Annotated in this window: 28 protein-coding genes; 15 read left to right on the forward strand and 13 right to left on the reverse strand. The window is 39.8% G+C overall.

What is annotated here, in order from left to right:
- Window positions 1–68 precede the first annotated feature (68 nt).
- A complete protein-coding gene (locus CSV69_RS17075; RefSeq protein WP_198166227.1) occupies window positions 69–209 on the forward strand; it encodes a hypothetical protein in 141 nt (46 codons plus the stop codon).
- Window positions 210–323: 114 nt separating this feature from the next.
- Window positions 324–902 carry a beta-class carbonic anhydrase gene (locus tag CSV69_RS13425; RefSeq protein ID WP_085427054.1) on the forward strand — a complete coding sequence of 193 codons (579 nt, stop codon included), beginning with the start codon at window positions 324–326 and terminating at the stop codon, window positions 900–902.
- Window positions 903–992: 90 nt separating this feature from the next.
- On the opposite strand, the gene CSV69_RS13430 is transcribed toward CSV69_RS13425, so the two are convergent.
- A complete protein-coding gene (locus CSV69_RS13430) occupies window positions 993–1,538 on the reverse strand; it encodes a GNAT family N-acetyltransferase (protein WP_085427055.1) in 546 nt (181 codons plus the stop codon).
- Between the two features lie 232 nt (window positions 1,539–1,770).
- On the opposite strand from CSV69_RS13430, the gene CSV69_RS13435 reads away from it, so the two are divergent.
- From CSV69_RS13435 to map, 3 genes are all read left to right on the forward strand, one after another.
- Complete coding sequence (locus tag CSV69_RS13435) at window positions 1,771–2,508, forward strand: hypothetical protein (protein ID WP_085427056.1); 738 nt, start codon at window positions 1,771–1,773, stop codon at window positions 2,506–2,508.
- A gap of 101 nt (window positions 2,509–2,609) precedes the next feature.
- Window positions 2,610–2,951, forward strand: a complete 342-nt coding sequence (locus tag CSV69_RS13440) for a magnetosome magnetite crystal formation protein family (protein WP_099693674.1) — start codon at window positions 2,610–2,612, stop codon at window positions 2,949–2,951.
- 94 nt (window positions 2,952–3,045) lie between these two features.
- Window positions 3,046–3,795, forward strand: coding sequence for a type I methionyl aminopeptidase (gene map / locus CSV69_RS13445; RefSeq protein WP_085427058.1), 750 nt, complete (start codon window positions 3,046–3,048; stop codon window positions 3,793–3,795).
- Between the two features lie 172 nt (window positions 3,796–3,967).
- Here map and CSV69_RS13450 read toward each other — a convergent pair whose 3' ends face one another.
- Together CSV69_RS13450 and CSV69_RS13455 are read right to left on the reverse strand one after the other, a co-directional pair.
- Window positions 3,968–5,149: a DEAD/DEAH box helicase gene (locus CSV69_RS13450; RefSeq protein WP_099693675.1), complete on the reverse strand. Its 1,182-nt coding sequence runs from the start codon at window positions 5,147–5,149 to the stop codon at window positions 3,968–3,970.
- A gap of 38 nt (window positions 5,150–5,187) precedes the next feature.
- Window positions 5,188–6,231, reverse strand: a complete 1,044-nt coding sequence (locus tag CSV69_RS13455; protein ID WP_099693676.1) for a lipid II:glycine glycyltransferase FemX — start codon at window positions 6,229–6,231, stop codon at window positions 5,188–5,190.
- A gap of 285 nt (window positions 6,232–6,516) precedes the next feature.
- Here CSV69_RS13455 and CSV69_RS13460 point away from each other — a divergent pair, with 285 nt between their 5' ends.
- A complete protein-coding gene (locus CSV69_RS13460) occupies window positions 6,517–8,250 on the forward strand; it encodes a methyl-accepting chemotaxis protein (RefSeq protein ID WP_099693677.1) in 1,734 nt (577 codons plus the stop codon).
- Between the two features lie 48 nt (window positions 8,251–8,298).
- On the opposite strand, the gene CSV69_RS13465 is transcribed toward CSV69_RS13460, so the two are convergent.
- Together CSV69_RS13465 and CSV69_RS13470 are read right to left on the reverse strand one after the other, a co-directional pair.
- Window positions 8,299–9,516: a carboxylate--amine ligase gene (locus tag CSV69_RS13465; protein WP_099693678.1), complete on the reverse strand. Its 1,218-nt coding sequence runs from the start codon at window positions 9,514–9,516 to the stop codon at window positions 8,299–8,301.
- A gap of 144 nt (window positions 9,517–9,660) precedes the next feature.
- Window positions 9,661–10,128 carry a low molecular weight protein-tyrosine-phosphatase gene (locus CSV69_RS13470; protein ID WP_085427063.1) on the reverse strand — a complete coding sequence of 156 codons (468 nt, stop codon included), beginning with the start codon at window positions 10,126–10,128 and terminating at the stop codon, window positions 9,661–9,663.
- A 224-nt stretch (window positions 10,129–10,352) separates the two neighbouring features.
- Between CSV69_RS13470 and CSV69_RS13475 the strand changes: the two genes are divergently transcribed.
- Window positions 10,353–10,727 (forward strand): SLAP domain-containing protein, encoded by a 375-nt coding sequence (locus tag CSV69_RS13475; RefSeq protein WP_099693679.1) that lies wholly within the window; start codon window positions 10,353–10,355, stop codon window positions 10,725–10,727.
- A 41-nt stretch (window positions 10,728–10,768) separates the two neighbouring features.
- Here the strand turns inward: CSV69_RS13475 and CSV69_RS13480 are convergent, their stop codons facing one another.
- Window positions 10,769–11,485: a YebC/PmpR family DNA-binding transcriptional regulator gene (locus tag CSV69_RS13480; RefSeq protein WP_099693680.1), complete on the reverse strand. Its 717-nt coding sequence runs from the start codon at window positions 11,483–11,485 to the stop codon at window positions 10,769–10,771.
- Window positions 11,486–11,909: 424 nt separating this feature from the next.
- Between CSV69_RS13480 and CSV69_RS13485 the strand changes: the two genes are divergently transcribed.
- The 8 genes from CSV69_RS13485 (at window position 11,910) to CSV69_RS13515 (ending at window position 17,174) form a co-directional block, all read left to right on the forward strand.
- Window positions 11,910–12,116 (forward strand): hypothetical protein, encoded by a 207-nt coding sequence (locus CSV69_RS13485; RefSeq protein ID WP_099693681.1) that lies wholly within the window; start codon window positions 11,910–11,912, stop codon window positions 12,114–12,116.
- Window positions 12,117–12,151: 35 nt separating this feature from the next.
- Complete coding sequence (locus CSV69_RS16910; RefSeq protein WP_158232678.1) at window positions 12,152–12,322, forward strand: hypothetical protein; 171 nt, start codon at window positions 12,152–12,154, stop codon at window positions 12,320–12,322.
- A gap of 161 nt (window positions 12,323–12,483) precedes the next feature.
- Window positions 12,484–13,191 carry a phosphoadenylyl-sulfate reductase gene (locus CSV69_RS13490; RefSeq protein ID WP_085427067.1) on the forward strand — a complete coding sequence of 236 codons (708 nt, stop codon included), beginning with the start codon at window positions 12,484–12,486 and terminating at the stop codon, window positions 13,189–13,191.
- 69 nt (window positions 13,192–13,260) lie between these two features.
- Entirely contained in the window at window positions 13,261–14,403 is a 1,143-nt protein-coding gene (gene sat / locus CSV69_RS13495) for a sulfate adenylyltransferase (RefSeq protein ID WP_085427068.1), read from the forward strand.
- Window positions 14,404–14,414: 11 nt separating this feature from the next.
- Window positions 14,415–15,011, forward strand: coding sequence for an adenylyl-sulfate kinase (cysC, locus tag CSV69_RS13500; protein WP_085427069.1), 597 nt, complete (start codon window positions 14,415–14,417; stop codon window positions 15,009–15,011).
- A 12-nt stretch (window positions 15,012–15,023) separates the two neighbouring features.
- On the forward strand, window positions 15,024–15,800 hold the full coding sequence (cobA, locus tag CSV69_RS13505) for a uroporphyrinogen-III C-methyltransferase (RefSeq protein WP_085427070.1): 777 nt from the start codon (window positions 15,024–15,026) through the stop codon (window positions 15,798–15,800).
- Window positions 15,797–16,558, forward strand: a complete 762-nt coding sequence (locus tag CSV69_RS13510) for a sirohydrochlorin chelatase (RefSeq protein WP_099693682.1) — start codon at window positions 15,797–15,799, stop codon at window positions 16,556–16,558. The genes cobA and CSV69_RS13510 overlap by 4 nt, the downstream gene beginning before the upstream one ends.
- Before the next feature lie 4 nt (window positions 16,559–16,562).
- Complete coding sequence (locus tag CSV69_RS13515) at window positions 16,563–17,174, forward strand: NAD(P)-dependent oxidoreductase (RefSeq protein ID WP_233192397.1); 612 nt, start codon at window positions 16,563–16,565, stop codon at window positions 17,172–17,174.
- Between the two features lie 206 nt (window positions 17,175–17,380).
- Here the strand turns inward: CSV69_RS13515 and CSV69_RS13520 are convergent, their stop codons facing one another.
- The 7 genes from CSV69_RS13520 to CSV69_RS13550 all read right to left on the reverse strand — a co-directional run bounded on the left by CSV69_RS13520 (window position 17,381) and on the right by CSV69_RS13550 (window position 23,817).
- On the reverse strand, window positions 17,381–18,445 hold the full coding sequence (locus CSV69_RS13520; RefSeq protein WP_099693684.1) for a DmpA family aminopeptidase: 1,065 nt from the start codon (window positions 18,443–18,445) through the stop codon (window positions 17,381–17,383).
- 101 nt (window positions 18,446–18,546) lie between these two features.
- Window positions 18,547–19,248 carry an ABC transporter ATP-binding protein gene (locus CSV69_RS13525; RefSeq protein ID WP_099693685.1) on the reverse strand — a complete coding sequence of 234 codons (702 nt, stop codon included), beginning with the start codon at window positions 19,246–19,248 and terminating at the stop codon, window positions 18,547–18,549.
- Window positions 19,241–20,014 carry an ABC transporter ATP-binding protein gene (locus tag CSV69_RS13530; RefSeq protein ID WP_085427075.1) on the reverse strand — a complete coding sequence of 258 codons (774 nt, stop codon included), beginning with the start codon at window positions 20,012–20,014 and terminating at the stop codon, window positions 19,241–19,243. The genes CSV69_RS13525 and CSV69_RS13530 overlap by 8 nt, the downstream gene beginning before the upstream one ends.
- The gene (locus CSV69_RS13535; RefSeq protein WP_099693686.1) at window positions 19,986–20,969 is read right to left on the reverse strand and encodes a branched-chain amino acid ABC transporter permease; all 984 of its coding nucleotides are present in this window, start codon (window positions 20,967–20,969) and stop codon (window positions 19,986–19,988) included. The genes CSV69_RS13530 and CSV69_RS13535 overlap by 29 nt, the downstream gene beginning before the upstream one ends.
- A 4-nt stretch (window positions 20,970–20,973) precedes the next feature.
- On the reverse strand, window positions 20,974–21,858 hold the full coding sequence (locus CSV69_RS13540; protein WP_029055115.1) for a branched-chain amino acid ABC transporter permease: 885 nt from the start codon (window positions 21,856–21,858) through the stop codon (window positions 20,974–20,976).
- 109 nt (window positions 21,859–21,967) lie between these two features.
- Entirely contained in the window at window positions 21,968–23,119 is a 1,152-nt protein-coding gene (locus CSV69_RS13545; RefSeq protein WP_099693687.1) for an ABC transporter substrate-binding protein, read from the reverse strand.
- A 353-nt stretch (window positions 23,120–23,472) separates the two neighbouring features.
- Entirely contained in the window at window positions 23,473–23,817 is a 345-nt protein-coding gene (locus tag CSV69_RS13550; protein WP_099693688.1) for a DUF6568 family protein, read from the reverse strand.
- Between the last annotated feature and the right edge of the window lie 263 nt (window positions 23,818–24,080).

Raw genomic sequence — 24,080 nt, forward strand, 5'->3', positions numbered from 1 at the left:
ATATTCATCCGGATATCGTGTATAATATATAAGAGAACATAATATATTTTGGAAAGAGGGGCTTTCAAATGGGCTTAATGTATACAACAGTTATCGGTTACATGGTCGTTCTTGGACTTGCATCATTGTTTACGATGCACTTCTTGTCTGGATCATTAGATTCAAATGACTCAATTACAGTTGATCCAAAACCTGAAGGCAGAAACTAATTTGCTTCTATTCCAGTCTTAATGGATATGGATTTTATGATTAGAGTTGCCTCAAACGGCAACTCTTTTCTTTTTTTACAGATTACATATAAACCGTCCAGGAGGGATACTACAATGACATCATTATCTGAAATTATGAATTACAACAAGACGTTCGTCGAAGATAAAAAGTACGAAGAGTTCTCTACTACAAAATTCCCTAATAAACGGATTGTCATCCTTACATGTATGGATACTAGACTGATCGAGCTTCTTCCTAAAGCGATGAACTTGAAAAATGGCGATGCTAAAATTATTAAAAGTGCTGGCGCGATTATCACGTCTCCTTTTGGCGGTCTAATGCGAAGTGTGTTAGTAGCAGTTTATGAATTACAGGCAGATGAAGTCTATGTAGTTGGACACCATGACTGCGGTATGAGTTCTATTAATACGGATCATATTATTGGGCATATGATAGAACGCGGTGTGGATCCGACCATGTTCAAAACATTGAAGTATTCGGGAATTGACATGGAGAAATGGTTACACGGTTTTAGTGACGTGACAGAGAGCGTAAAACAGAGTGTAGACGCGATCCGTAACCACCCTCTTATCCCAACTGATGTAAATGTTCACGGTCTTGTAATCAACCCCGAAAACGGCAAGCTGGACATTATTGAAGATGGTTACAAAGCACAGGAACTATCTCAGTAAAATACGTCTAATCAAAACAGCCGGCTTCTTCTATTCGAAGAGCCGGCTTTTCCATATAGTCATCCACTTTCCCCAAAGGGTCTTACCCTTTCAATAATCCTCTTCGACCATTCCAAACATATAATGATCTTCCCACACACCATTGATAAACAGCAATTGCCGTAGCAACCCTTCACGATGGTATCCTGCCTTTTCCAACACTTTCACTGAACCTACATTACGCGGTGATACGTATGCCTCTACCCTATGCAAATTTACTTTTTCAAACGCAAACTGATTAATAAGCAAGACCGCTTCAGTACCGATTCCTCTTCCTGTTTGGCGCTGGTCAATGGAATACCCGACAAATCCGCTGGAGAACGGTAACCTTTTGATGCTGTACAATGAAATTTGACCAATGATCATACTGGTCTCCGAATCAAAAATACCGAAATTATACTCCCGACGATCACGCATCTGATACAGTGATTCACGTATTTTATCGCGCTGCATCGCAACTGTATAATACGTATTATCGTGACGGGGTTCAAATTCCGTCCAGTACTCTTTATTCGCTATGAGCATTTGGGTGAACTGATACGCATCATCTTCTGTCAGAATGCGCAGATAACATTGCTCCCCTTCAAGTAAAATCATTTATCCTCATCCTTTTCGAAGCATTCTGTTTTAACCTAAGATTTTATTCAATCGATGTGAATGAAATGAAGAATCAGTACCCGTTACCTGAATTCATTAGTTCTTATTATAGTATTTTTTACATGTACAAGACAATAGAACGCCACAATTTCTCAATTGTAAAGGAAAATTCATACTTTCCCCCTCTATCGAACAGTAATCTCTGTATACTGTTGTTCAGGAGGATTTTATCATGCTAAGAATTATTTTGATGGTACTTTCGTTACTCATCATGATTGGAACTCATATCGCCGCAAATTTAATCCCACTTAATGGATTGACTACTTGGGAAATTGCTAATCGAGTACCGGTTCTATTCATGCCTGCAGAGTATGTTTTTTCAATTTGGATAGTGCTAGATCTGCTACTGGTCAGTTGGCTATACTCATTTTTCAAGGCTTCACCTAGACTTTCTTCTTCAGTTGCGAATTTACGTGCAATTTCGTTCTCACTCAGCTGTTTTTTAAATATCGCATGGCTTTTATTGTGGCATTATAGTTATTATTATTGGGCTATTGTCAGCGTGATCGCATTATTAATTTGCTTGTTAGTGCTGTATTTCAGTTATCCCAAAATTGAGGGTAGAAATAAGGAACGACTTCCCATCTCCGCTTATATGGGATGGATTTTCATCGCAGTCATCGCTAATTCTAATTATGCTTTCAAATTCCACGATTGGACAGGATGGGGTTTGAGTGATCCACTATGGACAGTACTCTTCTTAACTTTAGCCGCAGCGATCGCTCTACATTTTATGTATCATTACCATGATTCTATGTTTAATTTAATTATCATTTGGTCATTCATTGGTATAGCAATGAAAAACGGTACAGATGAATTATTCGTTTCGACAGCGGCTCTATTTCTTTCCGCAGTCATCGGCTTCATAGTATTTATGGGTCGGCGTTTTTCAAAGCCGCTACAATTATAACACGGCGCCAATTGGGCAGCCGTGTTTTTTTCGTGATTATACCGTAAAATAGGGTATAGGTTAGGGTATAGAATATCATGCTAGAGAGTGGAGGTTACGCTATGTCAAATTCGAAATTATTGTCTTCTCTTAGTTATTTCAGTGTGTTCTTCGCTCCCCTTCTGTTGCCAATCATCATTTATTTTGTGACAGATGAATTCGAAGTTCGCCGTCATGCCAAAAAAGCGCTCGTTTCGCATATAGTTCCAATGGCTTTACTAATTGCCGGTTTCGTCATTATGTCTTTTTCCATCTTTTCTTTTAATGCTGACACCATTACAAATGCAGACAGCAATATGATGTTCTGGGGATTCATTCCCATGCTCTTCATTATTTTATATAGTTTATTGTTTGTTATCGTTCTGATTTGGAATGTATATCAAGGTGTAAAAGTGTTGAAGTGAGTAATGGGAAGAACAAGCAAATCATTAAAAAAACATCAATAAAGTATGATATAGTAGGATTGATTAAATTGTACGGAAGAAAGGACTTGTGAACATGATTGTAAAAAATGATGAAGAATTAGAGGGATTGCGCGTAATAGGAAAAATTGTCGCTGAGATCCGTGAAACGTTGAAAGATGCTACAGTTCCGGGCATTACAACGAAGGAACTTGATGATATGGCAGGACGTTTATTTGCTGAAAAAGGTGCGGTTTCTGCTCCTATCGATCAGTATGATTTCCCTGGCTATACATGCATCAGCGTCAACCATCAGGTAGCACATGGCATTCCAGGAAGCTATGTGATCCAAGACGGTGACCTTGTGAATATAGACGTTTCCGGATCGTTTGGCGGCTTTTTTGCTGATACTGGTATTTCATTCGTGGCGGGTACACCTGACGAGCAAAAGCAGAAACTATGTGATGTGGCAAAGTCAGCTTTGGACCGCGCGTTATTGAAAGTGAAAGCAGGTTCTAGTTTGAATCAAATCGGCAAAGCTGTTGAACGTGAAGCGAAAGATAATGGCTTGCATGTGATCAAAAACTTAACCGGACATGGAATTGGCACGTCTCTTCATGAAGAGCCCCAGCATGTTCTTAATTATTATGATCCTTGGGATAAAACGTTATTGACGGATGGTATGGTTTTGGCAGTGGAGCCATTCGTTTCGCAAAAAGCTGAGCATGTGATTGAGTTGGATGACGGTTGGACGTTTGTTACGCCTGATAAATCACTCGTTGCACAGATCGAGCATACGATTGTCGTGACAAAAGGTCAGCCTATTATTTTGACTCAGCTTGATTGATGATAGAAATGAGCAAGCACGGAGAGACTTCGCGCTTGCTTATTTTTTTGCGTAGAATTATCTGGTGAGTGAGAAACTCGTTAAAAGATAAAAGAAAAACTGAAGAGCAGCCCTCCTTGATGGAGTTCGTCTTCAGTCATTGCGTATCGTCTAGGCGATGATACGTTTTTCGTTATTTCTTTTTCTTTACTTTTGGCTTTGATTTCTTTGGTGCGGCTTTTTTCATTTCGTCCAAAGTCTTAGAATTTCCTTCGATCAGTTTTCCATTGTACCAGACTTTTTGGACAGTTTTGATACCTTTGGATACTTTACGATAGTCGCGTTCTTCTGGGTAAGATAGCAGTGTGAGAACTTCTCCATCCGCTCCAGCGCGGCCTGTTCTGCCTGATCTGTGTAAGTATTGTTCGACTGTGTGTGGTACGTCGACGTGGATGACGTGTGTCAACCCTTCGATATCTAGACCCCTGGCAGCAAGGTCAGTAGCGATAAGGATGCGGATCGTACCTTTTCTGAAGTCTTCCAATGTTTTCTGACGGTCAAGTTTTTTCATGTCAGAATAAAGTACTGCGATAGGTGCATCGTTGTAGAGCAGTTTCAGTTCTTTCATGCGTAACTGGTCTACATTGTTCATGAATGTCAGTGCACGAACACCTGATAATGCAGAAATCCCTCTGAGGACGTCGGTCTTTTTACGTTCATCCACTTTTACGTATGAATGAACGACTTGACCACTGTTTGGAATTTCATCTGCATTGACTTGCAGGCGGATCGGATCCTTCATTAGTTGTTTGGCAACAAGTTCAATTTCATCGGTAATTGTTGCAGATACGACAGCTAATTGACGCTCAGGATTTGCAGCTTCAATTAAGCTTTTCACCAATACTCGATATTCGCGTGAGAGTAGTTGATCCCCTTCGTCGATGACTAAATACTGGATATCATACATTTTGAGCTTACGTTCTCTTACTAACTCATTTAATCTTCCTGGTGTCCCCACTACAATCGTTGGTTTTTTCTTCAGTTTTTCAACTTGACGTTGCATGTTTGCACCGCCAATCAACTGAGTGACTGTTACGGAAGTTCCCTCAACCAAATCACGTATCACATTGACAATCTGCATAGATAGTTCTTGTGATGGTGTAATGATTAATGCTTGTGTTTTCGGTAAATCTCCGTCTACCATTTGAATTACAGGTAATGCATAAGCCAATGTTTTACCTGTGCCTGTGGGTGATTCTGCCACTATATCTTTACCCGACAGCATTTCAGGTATCATCTGGGATTGAATGGGCATGGGCTGTTTAAAATTCCACTTTGTGCGCAAAGATTCATTCAGCTCGTCTAAAAAATTCATTCGGTTCACTCTTTTCTGTAGTTGAGGATTTCAACCGGTTATTTTTTTTGAAGCTTCTTTCTCAACTTCTGAATTTTAGGCACTACTTTTACGAACATGTTGTAAATAAAAGGTTTGTATACTTTATCGATTTCTCCGATAAATTCTGTTACACCATCTACTTGGCAGAAGCTATTTTTAAAATTGTACAATCCATCTTGTTCACTGTCGAGCACGAACACTCCACCGAGATCATACTGCTCTGCTCCAATTTCTAATCCCCACTTCATCATTTCATAGTTCATTAGATAACTAGGGTTTAGATTGCGCTTTGTGTTGGAGCTACCAGCGTATAAGTAATATAATTTCCCGTTATAGTTAATCGTTACTGCACCTGCTAAATAGTCGTCTTCATGCTTCGCTATATAGATGCGCAAGTCATCGAATGCTTCTCGCATTTTGACGAAATAATCATATGAACGAATAGAAATTTGATTACGAACAGACATTTCTTCATGGATTTCAAAGAACTTCTTTAAATATTCATCACTGCGTGAATAAGAAATTTCCACACCTTTACGTGCAGAGCTTCGGATTTTACTTCTCGTTCTACTACGGAACTTGAGCATTAAGGAATCTTCATCCTCGTCCGTCAATTTAACAATCATATTGTAACGGGGCTGGATTAAATCTTCTTTACCCGCGCCTTCGTTACGTACTATGTAACCCGCATCACGATATAACTTGTCCAATTCATCCGTATATAACTGTTCAGGATCCATTTTTAATGCAAAGGCTTTATGTTTTTTCACAAGCACTTCTGCCTCTTGAATTAATTTTTCAACCAACTTCTGATCATGTAAATCACAAATAGGTCCGCGTGGTGCGTATAGCAATGAAAAACCGCCTGGTACCTTACGTATCAACAAGGACATAGCGGCAACGATTTCTCCGTCCCGTTCTACATATACTTGCTCATTCCCCCAGTCATCTTTCACATTCGCCCAGTTAGGATCCTGTGTAATCGAACGGAATGGGGAATTCCTCATAAACGTTTCATATCTTTTGACATCTTCTGCATTATTTTTATCCAAAATCGGCACTGCTCAAACACTCCTTACGTTACTATAGCTCCGTACAACTTCCGTTTTTATCCGTTGAAAACTATAAAGAACCGTACAGCCACAGCTCTATTAAGTGTAGCCTACTGTATTTTTCAAGTCAAGAATCGAAGGGTTTTACTATTGTCATTTAACATCACTTTTGGTAATTAAGTAGAAATTCTCTATTAAATGTGACAAGCTATTCCGTTCTTAATCAGAATAGCCTATACTACTAGTAGGGAGAAAGGTTTCATATAGCAAAAATGCAAAAGGGGGCATTACATATTGAAAGGTTCAGTACGCAATAAGTTGATAGCGCTCGCAGCTCTGGTAATTTTAATTCCATTATTAGCTGTTGGTATCGTCAATTACTTTGTAGCCAAACAAGAGCTTGAGAAAGTCGGGGAAATGGGATTACAGAATGGGACATATGCGGTTTTAGACTTAATCGATGAGCTGAATATTCAAGTAGAGAATGGTTCACTCAGCTTAAAAGATGCCCAAGAACGAGCTAAAGATAAGATTATGGGACCAATGGCTGCTGACGGAACTAGACCTTTAGACAATCCAGCGAAGTACGGAGAGAATTTCTACTTTTACGTAGTGGATGAGGAAGGGACATTACTCGTACATCCACAAAAAGAAGGTGAAAGTCTTTATGAAACTAAAACAAAAGACGGTCGCTACTTCATTCGTGAAGTCATTTCTGAAGCGAAAAGCGGAGGCGGATATGTTCAGTACGATTGGCCATTGCCGAGTAATTTGAATGTAGAAGCGCCAAAAATCACTTATGGTCTACAAGATCCAAACTGGGGATGGATTGTAGTGGCCGGAACGTATCTGGTAGACTTTAACGCCGGCGCTAAAAACGTTTTGTGGTATACCTTGATTTCAGTTATTATTTCTGTCGTTGTGGGCGTGGCTTTATTCTCTATTTTCTCAGGACGTCTGACCTCATATATTAAGAATATCCGTCTCATTACGGCTGAAATTGCGGAAGGTAAACTATCGGGTGAAAACATTCCGATCCGTTCACATGATGAGCTGGGCCACTTAGCTGAAAATGTCAATACAATGAAAAATAATCTGAATGAGATGGTGGGTCATACAAGACTCTCTTCAGACCGTATGAGAACATCTTCAGAAACACTAAGCGCAATTACAGAAGAAGCAACAGCATCAGCTGACGAAATACACAGCGCTATTGCTGAAGTATCTTCAGGAGCAGTACTGCAATCAGAGGAAGCAGATGTAGCGATCACAAAAGTGAATCATTTGTCTACGCTGATTTCCAATGCATCTGAGCAATATGAGAATGTAGTAACTGAAATGCGCAGTATGAACGAATTGCAAAATTCCGGTATGCATAAAGCGGAGACACTAGAAGAAAACTCACAGAACTTTAACGTCGTGATCAACGATTTGCAAGGGAACTTCTCACAACTCGTATCTAGAATGAACGAAATCCAAGCAATTGTCCAAACGATTTCATCTATCTCTGAGCAAACGAACTTACTTGCACTAAACGCCAGTATTGAAGCCGCTCGTGCAGGTGAACATGGAAAAGGGTTCGCTGTAGTAGCAAATGAAGTACGTCAACTATCGGAAGATACAAACGAGGCAACTACAAGAGTTCGTGATCTCCTAGTGCATATTCGAAAAGATACAACATCTGCTGAAAATCAAATGAAACATACATTAGATCTGACAAGTAATCAAGAAAGTACGATTTTGGAAACTAAAAATGCTTTTGAACAATTATCCGACTCTATACTCAATATCACATCACTGTTGCGTACTATGGAAAATGATATGAATAGCATGGATGAAAATAGACAAGATGTTGTTCAAGCAATAGACCAAATTGCGGCTGTCGCAACTGAATCAGCAGCAGCAACGGAACAAGTGAATGCATCGATTGATGAGCAAAAGGCTGCAATCAATACCATCATGCACGCGTCTCTTGATCTTCATACAGAAGCAGAGAATATGCACGACTTAGTTGACCGATTCAGTTAAGTTTTATTTGAATGCAAAACACCCTTACGCTTACGCGCAAGGGTGTTTTTATTCTTCAACAGCATTTTTATATTTCTTGTAATAGTTGATTTGACGCATCAATAAATAGATTTTCCGTTTCATATGCTTATCTTTATTATAAAATAACGGATTGCCATACTTCCCTGCTTTGATCAAAGAACGAATCTCTTTTTCCATAGGCGGGTTATCAACAAATTTTTTCAATACAGCTTTCGGCACAACTGTAAATAGGAAATGATCATCTAGATAGGTTAATGGTTTTTCTTTTCCGTAAACCAAATCATCGACTAAATACTTCGCCATATTTTCACCACACTGCGTAATGTAATAACTTGAACGCCCTTGACGAATATTCACTTCAAACACTTTGAATTTACCATCGCGTTCATCGTATTTCAAGTCGAAGTTTCCGTAACCAACATAACCAATTGCTTCAAGGAAATTAGCAAGCTTAGTCATGATCTCTTCATCAAAGCGCGTAATCAATGCTGTATAGTTTCCGATTGCCGTCATCGCACGCTCCTGCAATACGACTTGCGCCAATGTGATTAACTGCGCTTTACCATGCTGATCAGCATAATACACAGCATCCCACATATACGTATCATCACCTGGAATGAAATCCTGAATGATCAGATCTTCCGTGTACCCACTAGCTTTAACCATTTGAATGATGCGGTTAACCTCTTCATATGTATCTACTTTATAAATCTTCTGCAGTCCTTCAAACGGATGACGGTAGTATTGAACACCATCACTCGGTTTAATAATGACCGGAAACAGCACTTCATCAGTAAACGGCTCGTCTGACAGACAAGAATGGAAATACGTAGATGGTGTATCAATTCCATGTTTTGCACATAACTCATAGAAATTTTTCTTGATATACACAGCATTCATGATTTCTTCATCAATGTAATTGAATAAGAAATCTTTTTGCAAAGCTTCTCGTTGTTCAATTATCATTCGCACGTATAGATCATCTGTTCCAACAAGTACTAGCTTTTGATCAGCGGTACGATGCTTTTTAGCGACTTCACGTAAGAACTGAACAAATACTTTCGGATCGTGCAAATTTGGATTCAGTTCTTGGATATCTGTAATTGTACTATAGCTTGTGAATGGCAATGGTTCTCTACCTACAATTATCGGTTTGATGCCGTATTCTTCATGAAATGAAATCGCCATATTATAGGCGTTAATATTCGTTCCGACAATAATCGGAATAAAAGGATGATTACTCATAAATTCCTCCAACAGACATTTTCCCACTTAGTGTAGTCGCACTGAATTCGTAAGTCAAAATGTTCGGCGCCCTCACTATACATAGGTTTTAAAAACTTCGGTGTTTATATAATATAATTCTCTACCATATAAATATTGCATAAATCACTTGGATAATTCCTCTTTTTTAATGAGCTCCAATAACGATTGACAGCCTTCTAGTACTAAGTCATATGTTTCTTGGAAGTCTCCCGTAAAGTACGGGTCTGGAACATCTTTTTGATGACTTGTTAAATCCAAAAAGCGAAGTACACGTTGATGATCATGATCGCCAAACAGGTTATGAATATTACGGATGTTTTCTGCATCCATTCCAATAATGTAGTCAAAGTCCCCTGCATCTTTTACAGTCAACTGACGTCCAACCATTCCATCTGCTGAAACTTTAAATTCTGCCAGCTTAGAAAGCGTTCCCTCATGTGGCGACTTTCCAATATGCCAATCACTTGTACCTGCAGAGTCTACTTCGATAAGATTTTCCAAGCGCTCATCATGAATCATCTTACGAAATACCCCTTCCGCCATGGGTGAGCGACAAATATTACCGAGACAAACGAATAATACACGTATCATACGGCTCTCTCCTTTACCTATCATATTCTTATTACAGTATACATCATTCAATACATTCCTTCATTCAATGGAGAATAATTCATTGATTGCTTTCTCCATCTGATGAAATGCATGTTTTATACAAGAGAATTAAGTCGTGAATCATATTATTTAAAAATATATGCTATAATAGGACTTAAATATCAATCCTTGGGGAATGATATAGGAAAAAGGAGGTCTGCCCTATGCAGATTATATTCGAAGAAACGTGGGAAGCTACTTTATCAGACCAACAAAAACAGGCTTTCATCCACCAATATGAAACTAAAAGATCAGTGCACGAAGAATTCACGGCAACGCCTATACTTTTAAAAAGAAAACGCAATGGTGGATTAGCCGCTACTGTATTTTTACAAAATAATCGTGATGAGTTATTATCAATTCGCGAAGCAACAGTATGTGTAGTGAATGAACGAGGAGAAACAGCTGCAAAAGAGACTTTCTCATTATCTCTCGATATTCCCGCATTTACCGCAACCCCTTGGTCGTTTGTTTTCTTACCAACTTACGTTGATTCCATGGAAGAACCTACTGACGGCTGGAAGGTCATTATAAAATAATAAAAATAGCAGCTGCTCCTATTTGGGAACAGCTGCTATTTTCATGCCAATTCTACATTGTGATGGACTTGTTGTACGTCTTCTAAATCTTCAAGTGCATCGATCATTTTTTCAAACTGCTCTTGAGCTTCTTCATCCAAAGATATTTCATTTTGCGCAATCATAGATAATTCCGCTACGGTAAAGTCTGTAACACCTGCTTCTCTGAAAGCTTCTTGTACTTCATGGAAATGAGAAGGATCTGCATAGACCACTACTTGCCCATCTTCTTCTTCGATATCATTTACATCTATATCCGCTTCCATCAAAAGCTCTAATACTTCCTCTTCTGTTTTGCCTTCGATACCGATAATCGCTGCCGGATCGAACATATACGCTACAGAACCGCTGACTCCCATGTTTCCTCCGTTTTTACCGAAAGCCGCTCGCACTTCAGAAACTGTACGGTTGACGTTGTTTGTCAATGCGTCAACGACGACCATTGATCCATTCGGTCCAAATCCTTCATAACGAAGTTCGTCGAAGTTTTCTTCACCGCCACCTTTTGCTTTTTCTATAGCACGGTCAATAATGGCTCTTGGAATGCTGTATGTTTTCGCACGTTCGAGTACGAATTTCAAGGCTTGGTTGGATTCAGGGCTTGGGTCTCCAGATTTTGCTGCTACATATATTTCACGTCCAAATTTTGCATAGATTCTACTTGTGTTTGCGTCTTTTGATGCTTTCTTTTCTTTAATGTTATTCCATTTACGGCCCATTGGGTACACACTCTTTCCTTTAGTTATAATGGTTTCCTACTATTGTTTAGTATACCAATTGCTTTTTGTCATGAAAAGTAAAAAGAATGAAAGGTTAGAAGTTGTTACGAATTGGGGTTTTGGGTCGTTGCTCGAGTTTGGCTTGGTCATTGAAAGTAGTGAGGGTCATGCTTTGAAGCCGCGCAGGCACGTGGGGGATTGCCTACAGCCATAAGCCAACTAGCGGTGGGGCTGCTGCTGTCTCATGACCACGGCCTACCCCGCAGTTGTGCCTGCGCTGCTAAGTGGTTGACAAGTTTGGGTGTGGTTTATAAAAGATGAAGATCAGTGACTGGGGAACTATTCTTCGGCGTTGTAAAAGTACGTAAAGGATGGATTGGATCGTTGCTCGAGTTTTGCTTGTTCATTGAAAGTAGTGAGGGTCATGCTTTGGACTCGCGCAGGCACGTGGGGGATTGCCTCCAGCCATGAGCCAACTAGCGGTGGAGCTGCTAGCTGTCTCATGGCCACGGCCGACCCCGCAGTTGTGCCTGCGTTACCAAGTACTTATCAAGTTTGTTTGTGGTTTATAGGAGATAAAACCAGTGACTGGGTAGTACTAGTTACTATTCCTGCAAAAGAAGAATCATAACTGCCCTACACATAATCTAACGCAGGCGGCTGACAGTGGTAGGCGTAGTAATGAGACAGCCAGGCGCTCTTCCTGACTGGCTCATTGCGGAAGCCATCCACCACCGCCGAAGTGGGGCCAATGATCGCCCCACTTACATTGCCAGTCAAACTACTACCTCTGCAAAAAACAAAAAAGAGGTAGTTATTGCAAAAACAACTACCTAACGCCGACTCTTACTTACCACACCAAACCCCAAATCCTCGCTCTCAATTCACCCACAAATAAAACAGAAAAAATTTCAATCCCTACTATTCTAATTTGCATTGACTATTTTTAATTGTCTGTTAAACTGTTAATAATATAACAAGAGAGCGGGGGGTATGGAATGGTCACATTCGAATCGTGGAAAGAGATATCGGTCTTGCCGGATTTTCCAGCAGATTCCGAGACAAAAGGCGCTTCTGAAGTATTGCAATGGGCGTATGAACACTATGGAGAAAAACTAGTCTATGCGTGTAGCTTTGGTATCGAAGGCATTGTATTGATCGAACTAATTTCACGCGTGAAGCCAGATGCCAAGATTATTTTTTTGGATACCAATTATCACTTTAAAGAAACATATGAAACGATAGAAAAGGTAAAAAAGCGTTATCCACAGCTTCAAATTCATTTACAACAACCTCATTTGACTATCGATGAACAAACAGAACAATATGGCTTGGACCTTTGGAAAACCAATCCGAATCAATGCTGTGATTTGCGTAAGATTCAGCCGTTGGAAGAAGCGATTTCTCCTTCCACTGCTTGGATATCAGGATTACGTAGAGAGCAATCCGAAACAAGAAGTTCTACAGAGTATTTGAACTTAGATAATCGTTTTAAAAAGATTAAAGTATGTCCACTGATTCATTGGACATGGAAAGATGTTTGGCGCTTTGCCCATACACATGAACTCGATTATAACGTGCTTCACGATCAAGGTTTCCCGAGTATCGGGTGTGCAACGTGTACAAAACCAGCATTCACCGAAGAAGATATGCGTTCTGGACGTTGGACAGGTAGCGGTAAGACAGAATGCGGACTGCATACGTAATTTTTTTTAGTTTCAAAACCAAGTATTTCTATATGACTTATTATTATAAGAAGGTTAGGTGTTTATAAAATGACAACGATACAACCACATGGCGGTAGTTTAGTGAATTTATACGAACCCACTCTTTCAATTGAAGGAGTACACAAGACAGTTTCGATAGATGCTACATCGGTTAGTGATTTGGAACTGATCGCAACAGGAGCATACAGCCCGTTAACAGGTTTCTTGACTTCTGAAGATTATCACGCAGTTGTAAACGATATCCGCTTAGCAAACGGCACTATTTGGAGTTTACCGATTACGTTACCTGTGAAGGATCGTTCTGCTTACTCAATAGGTGACACGGTTTTGCTTGAGTACCAAGGTGATATCTATGGAACACTTGAAATTAAAGACATTTTTGAACCTGATCAACAAATAGAAGCGGTAAAGGTTTATAAGACAGCTGACCGCGCTCATCCTGGCGTAGCCAAGTTACTCGATCGCGGCCATATCTATCTAGGTGGGCCGATCAAATTGATTAGACGAATTGAACAGAAAAGTTTTGCTGAGTTTTATTTCGATCCTTCTGAAACTCGTCAAGCATTCGAAAATAATGGCTGGAAGACTATTGTCGGATTCCAAACACGTAATCCTGTTCACCGTGCCCATGAATATATTCAAAAAACTGCACTGGAGATTGTCGATGCCCTATTACTCAATCCACTAGTTGGGGAAACGAAATCAGATGATATTCCTGCAGATGTACGGATGGAAAGTTATCAAGTTCTGCTGCGCGATTACTATCCTGAAGATCGTGTCAAGCTAGCTGTGTTCCCTGCGGCAATGCGTTATGCAGGTCCGCGCGAAGCAATTTTCCATGCGCTTGTACGCAAAAACTATGGTTGTACCCACTTTATTGTCGGTCGTGACCATGCAGGTGTTGGCGATTACTATGGCACGTATGAAGCCCAAGAGATCTTCTCGAACTTTACAGCGGATGAAATCGGTATTACATTACTCTTCTTTGAACACAGTTTCTTCTGTAAGACTTGCGGCAACATGGCGACGCCAAAAACTTGCCCACATTCCAGTGAAAATCATGTCATTCTTTCAGGAACCAAAGTACGGGAGATGTTGAAAAACGGCATCTTGCCTCCACCGGAATTCAGTCGTAAAGAAGTTGTCGATGTATTGATCAATGGCTTACAAGAAAAAGAACTGGTGAAGTGAGGAGAAGCGAAATGACAAAGAATATTGTATGGCATGACCAATTAATCTCTAAAGAGGAACAACGAGCAAAAAACAGTCATCATAGCGCAGTTCTCTACTTTACCGGTCTATCCGGTTCGGGTAAATCCACTATTGCAAATGCAGCCGCTCGCCGGTTGCATGATCTCGGCGCTAATACTTATGTACTGGACGGAGATAACGTCCGCCACGGCTTGAATAAAGATCTTGGTTTTTCTGATGAAGCACGAAAAGAAAATATTCGTCGCATTGGTGAAGTTTCAAAGTTATTCATCGATAGTGGTCAACTTGTTTTCACAGCATTCATCTCCCCCTTCCAGGAAGATCGTGACAGCGTGAGACGCCTTGTTGAAGAAGACGAATTTGTCGAAGTGTATATTAGTTGTCCGCTAGACGCTTGTGAACAACGTGACCCAAAAGGTTTATATGAAAAAGCGCGTGCCGGTGTCATTCCTGAGTTCACCGGGATTTCATCACCTTATGAAGCACCAGTAAATCCTGAACTTACATTGGAAACGGATAAATATACTGTGGAAGAATGTGTCGAACAACTAATCGGCTACTTGCGTGATAAAAAATGGATTAATTGAGGAGTGGTTAGAATGGGAAAAGTTTGGCTAGTCGGAGCGGGTCCAGGAGATCCAGATTTATTGACCGTCAAAGCAGTGAAAGCTATACAGCAAGCGGATGTAATTCTTTATGACAGACTGATCAATCAAGAGATTTTAACGTATGCTAAGCCGGACGTGGAGTTGATATTCGTAGGCAAGCTTCCGAAGCATCATTTCGTCCAGCAGGATATGATTAATTTCTTATTGGTTAAGCATGCGAAGCAAGGTAAACAAGTCGTACGTCTGAAAGGCGGCGATCCATTCATTTTCGGTCGCGGCGGTGAAGAAGCAGCGTTTGTGGTTAAGCATCACATCCCATTTGAAGTGATTCCAGGCATCACTTCTGGAATCGCTGCTCCTGCTTATGCAGGTATTCCCGTTACTCACCGTGATTATAGTGCATCATTTGCTATCGTCACGGGCCATCGTAAAGAAGGAGCCGAAGAAGCTGAGAAATGGCAGGCTCTTGCCAAAGGTATTGATACACTTGCAATTTATATGGGTGTCAGTAATCTTCCCTATATACAGAAGCAATTAATTCAACATGGCAAGGATCCAGACACACCCGTTGCGTTTATTCATTGGGGGACCACAGAGACGCAACGTGCAGTTACTGCAACACTTTCTACTATGACGGAAACGGCACGCCTTGAAGATGTCAAGAATCCAAGTATGATTGTCATTGGTGAAGTTGTCCGTTTACGCGACGAGTTACAGTGGTTCGAGGAATCGAGTGATGAACGTCGTTTGCATGAGGCGCTAGTATGAGAGCGATCCTCTATATTTGTCACGGTAGCCGTGTAAAGAAAGGACAGCAGGCAGCCTTAGCATTCATCGAGAAAACGATGAGAACTGAAGCTGCCCCTATCCAAGAAGCCTGTTTCTTAGAACTTGCTGATCCTTCTATTGCAGAAGGTGTTGCGCGTTGTATAGAGCGTGGTGCGACGGAAATTATCGCAATCCCCTTCCTGTTATTACGCGCGGGCCATGCCAATGTGGACATACCCGTTGAGCTGCAAGGCGTCATGGTGAAGTATCCTGATATTCCTGTTTACTACGGAGACCCAATTGGCGTGGATGAACGAATGGTCGATGTGCTGATTGAGCGATTGCATCAAACAACAGAAATTGTCCCCAAAGATGCATCGATATTATTGATTGGAAGGGGCAGTAGCGACCCCGCAACGATCGATGACTTTGCAGATATCAAAAGGATTTTCCAAGAGAAAACGACACTACAAAATGTTAGCGTGGGTTATCTTGCCGCCTGTGGTCCTTTTTTTGAAGAAGAACTTGAGCGTTTGTTAGAACAGCAGCCGAAGAATCTATATATTTTACCCTATTTATTATTCACTGGTATTTTAATGAAAACGATTGAGCGAACACTACAGAAAACTAAAACAACAACCGCTATTCATTTATGTCCTGCACTCGGTTATGATCCAGCTATCCATGCAATCTTGAATGAAAGGGCTAATGAAGCAGCAGAAAGGAAACGTGGTCTAGATGTTCCCCATTATGCTTGAAAAGATGGATGAATCGAATATCTTCGTAGTCGGTGGCGGACATGTCGCCTATCACAAAGTACTTAATCTCCGCCGATTCGGTATTCATCCAACTATTATCAGTCCTGCTTTTCATCCCTCTTTTGAAGAACTTGAACAGCAAGGTGTGGTTACGCTCATAACGAAAGAAGCGGAATGGGAAGATGTTGCGACCGCCTTTCTCACCTTGCTCGTAACAGATAATGAAGTAGTGAACGATCGCCTCGCCAAGCAATTAAAAGATGCTGGAAAATTAGTCGTTCACGCTTCCAATCCCTCTTTAGGCACTGCACAGATTCCCGCTGTCACTACGCGGGGTAAACTGATCATCAGTGTATCGACAAGTGGCTCAAGTCCCTCATTGGCTAAAAAGATCCGTGACGAAATTGCGGAAACCTATGATGAACGATATGAGGAGTATTTGGATTTCCTCGCTGATGTTCGACAGTATGTGAAACACTACGTTGCGGATCGTACAGAGCGCAGAGCATGGCTGAAAGAAGCTATTGAGCCTATTTATCTCCATAACACAGACGAGCGGCAAACATTTCTGAACGAACTACAGAAAACCTCTCCTTCAGAACAACTTGTTAATTAAAAACGAAATAAAAAAGATCCTTAGTTCATTTCGAATTAAGGATCTTTTTCATATAGTTTTCGATCGATTACTTGTTCATGAAAGATTTAATTTCTTCATAGCTACTTTATTGAGTATCCCAACGACTATTTGACAGTAAGGACATACGGATAGATTACAGTCTCGACGTTGTTCGTCTGCTCTTGCTGAAATTAATTTCATCAAAACTAGTCAAACGGATAGGCGTGGACGATATTCCCCATCCGTCCTGTCGTCGTTATAGCCTGTGATAGGGAATTCAGTATTGCTTCTTCCGCTACTTCAGCTGCACCGAGAAAAAGGTCATTCATAATAGAATGATCATCTCTTAATTGTTGTCTTGTTTCTACCATTTCTCTTGTGAAATGCGGAATTTTATGAGCAGTTGAAAATGCGATGACAACGTCACCACTACCATTACTAAAGTGACTTCCCGTTCTTCCGAGACCGATACCACACCTTTTCGCCACTCGGCGTAACTGCCTATTGCTAAGCGGTGCATCTGTCGCCAAAACTATCATGATCGATCCATCAGCGGGACTAGGGTATGTCGGGATATACGGGTTGTCGCTTAATTTATATTTCTCAATTTGAAAGTCTTCCTTTTTTCCGAAATTACTAAGGACTATACAACCAACCGTATACTTCTTTCCACTTTCACTCTCCGTAATTATTCGTGATGAGGAACCAATTCCTCCTTTATAGCCAAAACAAATCATGCCTTTTCCAGCCCCAACTGCCCCTTCCAAGCAAGCGTCAGTAGAAGCTTCTTTAATAGCATCGATTGCATGACTAGGTTGAACTGCTAGCTTACGGATTGAATTCAGTCGGCTGTCATTGCATTCCCCAACAACCAGATTGATCGTTCCCGTCGTGTCTCCAATTTCAGGACTTTCTTCTAACATATATTGTAGGGTACCTTGGGTCACTGCGGGGACTGCAAACGTGTTTGTCAGCATAATCGGAGACTCAATCAAGCCCAATTCATTTACTTGAACGAGTCCTGTTGTTTTTCCAAAACCGTTTAAAATATAACTTGCGCCTACTACTTTATTCATAAACAGATTGTCGCCATGCGGTAAAATGGCAGTCACGCCTGTAGCTACGTAATCATCTCCTTGTAATGGATGATCTAGTGTGACATGTCCAACTTTTACGCCTTTTACATCCGTGATACAATTTTTGATACCCGTTGGAAGACGGCCAATGATAATACCCCTATCTCTAACTTTCTTAGATTCATGTAAGTTCATATTATTCACTCCAAGTAAAATTTTTAATTACGTAAATTGTTCTTCGCAATTTCAACAAAATAAAAAAAGGCAGCAAAGTTCTACTGCCTCTTCAATCTTGATTAATGACCTAAATAAGCTTTCTTAATCGTATCATCTTGCAATAATTCTTTCGCAGTACCAGAAGCCACTACTCTTCCATTTTCAAGTACATACCCACGATCTGCTACTTTTAAGGCTTGTCGCGCATTTTGTTCAACAAGTAATACAGTCGTACCAGCTTCATTAATTTCTTTAATAATTTTAAATATATCTGCAACGATGATCGGTGCTAGCCCCATTGAAGGTTCATCTAGTAAAAGAAGCTTTGGTCTAGACATAATCACTCTGGCAATCGCTAACATTTGTTGTTGTCCACCTGAAAGTGTACCACCGTATTGCTCTTTTCTTTCTCTCAGAATTGGAAAGCGATCCATCACTTTTTCAATATCCGCGCCAACTTCTGAATCACTTCGATGATATGCACCCATTTCCAAGTTTTCTAAAACAGTCATTGTTGCCAAAATACCTCGACCTTCTGGGACAAGTGCTAAACCTTTTCGTAAAAGCTGGTCTGGTCGACGGCCTGTAACATCATTCCCCAAATAATGGATTGTACCTTCTTTAGGTTTTAAAAGCCCAGCAATGGTATTCATCATCGTCGTCTTCCCCGCACCATTGGCTCCTAAAATCGTTACGATTGTCCCTTCTTCTACAGCTATATCTATACTTTTTAACGCTTGAATTTTCCCATAAAAGGTACTGATGTTATCTAGTTTAAGCAAGCTCATCTTCCTCCTCCACCCCGAGGTAGGCTTCAATTACTTCTTTATTGTTTTGAATACTGCTCGGTGTACCTTCTGCAATTTTTTTACCAAAGTTCAAAACGACAATTCTACTACAAACACGCATCACTAGTGGCATATCATGTTCGATCAGCAGCACCGTAATATCCAATGTTTGGATTTTTTTAATTAAATTAAATAAATCATTCGTTTCTTTTTCATTCATACCGGCTGCTGGTTCATCAAGGAGAATTAACTTTGGCCTACTCGCTAAAGCTCTTGCGATTTCTAATCTTCGCTGTGCGCCATAGGAAAGGTTTTTTGCAATCGTTTCCTTGTCATTCGCTAAGCCAACAACTTCTAGTATCTCATCAGAAGTCGCCAGGACTCTAGCTTCTTCTGCTTTTTGAGCTTTCGTACGAAATACACTTTGCATCACATTCGTTTTTAGTCGGCAATGATTACCTACCATAACGTTTTCACGTACTGTTAAGTCAGAAAACAGACGGATATTTTGAAATGTACGACAGATACCTTTTTCTGTAATTTGATGTGGCTTCAGATTTGATAGTGGATTGCCGACAAACGATATATCACCAGAACTAGGAGGATACATAGCTGTAATCATATTAAACATCGTCGTTTTTCCAGCACCATTAGGCCCAATTAAACCAAGAATTTCGCCTTCTTCCACTGAAAATGAGACATCGGTTAAAGCTTGGATACCACCGAAGTTTTTACTGATCTTCTTTATTTCCAGCACCATGATTCTTCTCCCCTTTCTTCTTAGGTTTCAATCGTTTAAATCGGTTCATCATATTCACATCTATAATTCCTTGTGGACGGAATGCCATCATAAGAACGAGAAGCGCACCATAAATCATAAATCGATACTCGTTGATAAAACGTAGGAATTCAGGCATTGCAGATAAGAACACAGCTCCGAATATGGATCCCCATATAACTTCGCTTCCGCCAAAAATAGAGAATATCAATATTTCTACTGCTCTGTGATAATCAAAGTCTGATGGGCTAATGTACGCCATTAAATGGGCATATAATGCACCTGCAAACCCTGCTAACATTGCACCTTGACCGAAAGCTAACACTTTGTAATACGTAATATTAATACCCATTGCTTCTGATGCTTCTTCATCCATTTTAATAGCGGAAAAAGCACGTCCAATTCTAGAATTATTCTGTCTCACGAAAAACCAAATGACTGCAATCGTTATAATGAGTAAAACAAAAAAGACAGCTAAACTTATGAATTGGTTGTTTTTCAATCCAAACATATCAGGTTCTATTCCTATACTTTTACATAAACTAAGTATTTCTCTTCCAAGATGCGGAATGCCTGATAAGCCAATTGCACCGTTTGTTAAACCCTCCCAGTTAATGAAAAGAACTCGAACGACTTCACCAAACCCAAGTGTTGCAATAGCGAGATAAACACCTTGTAATCTTAAAGCGGGTATACCAATTAATGTCCCAACAATCCCTGTAAAGATCGCAGCTATAATGACACCGAGTACAAGCGGCATATTATAATTAAGCGTAAGAATAGCTGTTGTGTACGCACCTATACTCATAAAACCTGCATGCCCCAGTGATAATTGTCCCGTTCCAAGCGTTATGTATATACTAACTGCCAGGATAATATTAATTAAAATAAAAGAAATAACTTGTAGATAATATGGGTTTATTAATTCGCCTAACATCTAATCAACCCTTTCTTCCAGTTGTAGCTGTTCCAAAGATTCCTTGAGGTCGTACGATTAAAATAACAATGATTGCGATAAACGCAACAGCATCACGATAACCTGAATCTCCATAGGCTACGATAAATGTTTCAGCCATCCCTAAAATCAAACCACCTACCATGGCCCCTCTTACATTACCTAAACCACCTAAAATAATGATAGCTAATCCTTTTAGTCCGAAAGATAAACCCATTTGTGGATTAACAGAGTTGAAAGCAATTCCGACTAAAATTCCAGCGATTCCACCCATTGCAGATGCAATAATAACAGTTTGCGTTATCGTTCTCTTCGTATTTACACCGAGAAGACTGGCTACCGCTAAGTTTTCCGCACTTGCACGTAATGCTTTTCCTGCCTTTGTTTTAGATAACCAAAAAGTAAGTCCGAACATAAGTAAAATAGCAATAACGAAAATAATAATTTGAACGTAGTAAACAGTTGTTGATCCTAAAACGAATTTTAATTCCGAAAGTGATGTACGGAAGGGTTGGTTACCTGAACCAAAAAAGTGATGTGCAACGTTCTCAAGAAAAATAGAAACACCGATTGTACTTATTAAAGGTGCAAGATGTGATACACCCTCTTTTCCTCGTAATGGTCGTAGCGCAAATGTCTCGAGAAAATAGCCTAAAATTCCCGTCACGACAATGGCTACAACAAATGCAATATATAATGGCCAACCTAATATATTCGTGACGACGACGCCCATAAACGCTCCGAACATAAAGATTTCCCCATGCCCCATATTTACTACGTTCAACACACCAAATACGAGCGTGTAACCTAGCGCAACAATGACATAGATACTCCCTAATGTTAGACCATTTATTAATTGTTCAATTAGCAATAGTCCTCCTCCTCCTTCTTCATTTTTGACTTATATAATCGAGCTTATTTTTCGTAAGTCATTTAGGAAAATAAGAAGGCTGGGAAAATCCCAGCCCCTTTCCCTAAAATTATTCAAAGACTACGTATTCGTCACCTTCAATAATTAAAACCGTTGGCTCCATAATAATGTCGCCTTCTTCATCAAATGACATATTTCCTAAAACACCTTCAAAATCTTTAATTTCAGCAAGTGCATCACGAATCGCATCACGGTCTGCTTCACCAGCATTTTTAATTGCTTCAGCCATTACATAAAAACCATCGTATGCTTGTGCTGCGAACTGGTCTGGCTCCATACCGTAAGCGGCTTCATAATCTTCAACAAACTTTTTAACTTTCTCGTCGTCTTTCTTAGCGAACCACGGGGTTGCAACGATTAAACCATTTGCAGCATCGCCAGCAATTTTAATAACTTCTGGTGAGTTAAACCCGTTACCGCCAACAAAAGGAACATCAATTCCCATTTTGCGGGCTTGATCAAGAATTACTGCGCCTTCATTATAAAGAGCAGAAGCTAAAACTAAATCTGGGTTAAGGCTCTTAATTTTTGTTAATTGTGCTTTATAATCAGATTGTCCTAACTGGAAAGTTTCTGTTGTTAAAACTTCTAAATCTAAATCTTTAGCAACTTGCTTCATCGTGTCATATCCTGCTTTTGTGAATACATCATCATTTCCGTATAAAATAGCAACTTTTTTAGCGCCATATTTATCAATAGCTTTCTGCACAGATGCAGGAATTGCTAATGTCTCAGGAATCGAGTTTCTGAATACATATTCTCCAAGTTGCGGAATACCTTCAGCTGTGTTTGATGTACCTAGAATTGGAACGCCGTTTAAATCTGCTTCCGGTCCAACGATTTGCATTTCAGTACTTAAAGTAGGTCCAATAATTGCATCTACATTTTCTGAGTTCATTAATTTTTGTGCAACTGATAATGCTTCTTCTTGTTTACCAGCGGAGTCTTCAATCTTCAACTCGATGTCAACTTCCCCCAGTTCAGCAATTTCTTTGTGTGCAAGATTGATTCCGTTTGTGATCGCTTCACCATAACTAGCACCTGGACCAGTTAAGTATGAAATAACGCCTACTTTTGCTTTTACAACATCATCAGAATCTGCACTTTCAGTATCATCTGTTGATGAGTTCCCACATGCGGCTAACATTACTAATGTAAAAGCCATTAAAACCGTAAACAAGAGTTTACTTCTTTTACTCATTCTACCCAGCCCCCTATTTGATTGAAGTTTCAATCATTGAGAATTATACAACTCTCAATAATTTGTTAGTTATACCATTTGGCATTTTCATTTGTCACAATACTAGTTATTTTGTGACTGTCGAATATGACCTTCTGCTTTTCTTGACAAAATAGTAATATAACTAATATTCTGATTATACTCTATAATTATTAATATAGGGTGTTATTTTCAAAACTTTTAAAACTATCAACCAGCCTATAAAAGTTCAATTCTTACTCGCCTATACAACAGCTTGTTAATTAAAAACCAAAATGAAAAAGATCCTTCATTCACTATGAATGAAGGATCTTTTTCATATAGTTTTCGATCAATTACTTGTTCATGAAAGTTTTAATTTCTTCTTCAGACATAGAAGAATCACATTTAACGTTGACTGTGTCTCCATTAGTGTAGATGAAGCCAGGTACTGTTGGGATGTCGTACTCATTACGGAAAGCAGAAACACCTTTCATATCAGCGTTTTCAATACTGTTAACGTAATAGATGTGGGCATTTGTTTCTTCGGCTACTTTGTTTAGTTTCTTAACGAAGGTTTGGCAGTAAGGACATACAGATTTACCGACATAGATTACAGCCTCTCCGTCCCCTTTTACTAGTTCGTCTGCTCTTGCGGAATCAATTTTATCAAAACTAGCTACATTTTCTTCATAACTCATTTAAGATCAATCTCCTTTCATTGTTAATAGTAGTATACCGCAATGTTTTAGCACTTAAACAAGTAAATGCTTACAAGTAGATTTCGGTCACTAGTTTTAAAGTCAGATTCATTGATCAATCAAAAAAAGAAGAGGCTGGGACATAATTAGCCAGAAGTGAGCCAAAAAAGGGTTCGATCATCGGTTTTTGATGATCGAACCCTTTTTGTATAGAAATCCTTGTATGATTTCTATACGTTTACCTCCCTGGCAGTGTACTTTCT

Origin of the sequence: Sporosarcina sp. P26b, from assembly GCF_002743245.1 — a bacterium.
Classification (GTDB): Bacteria; Bacillota; Bacilli; order Bacillales_A; family Planococcaceae; genus Sporosarcina; species Sporosarcina ureae_C.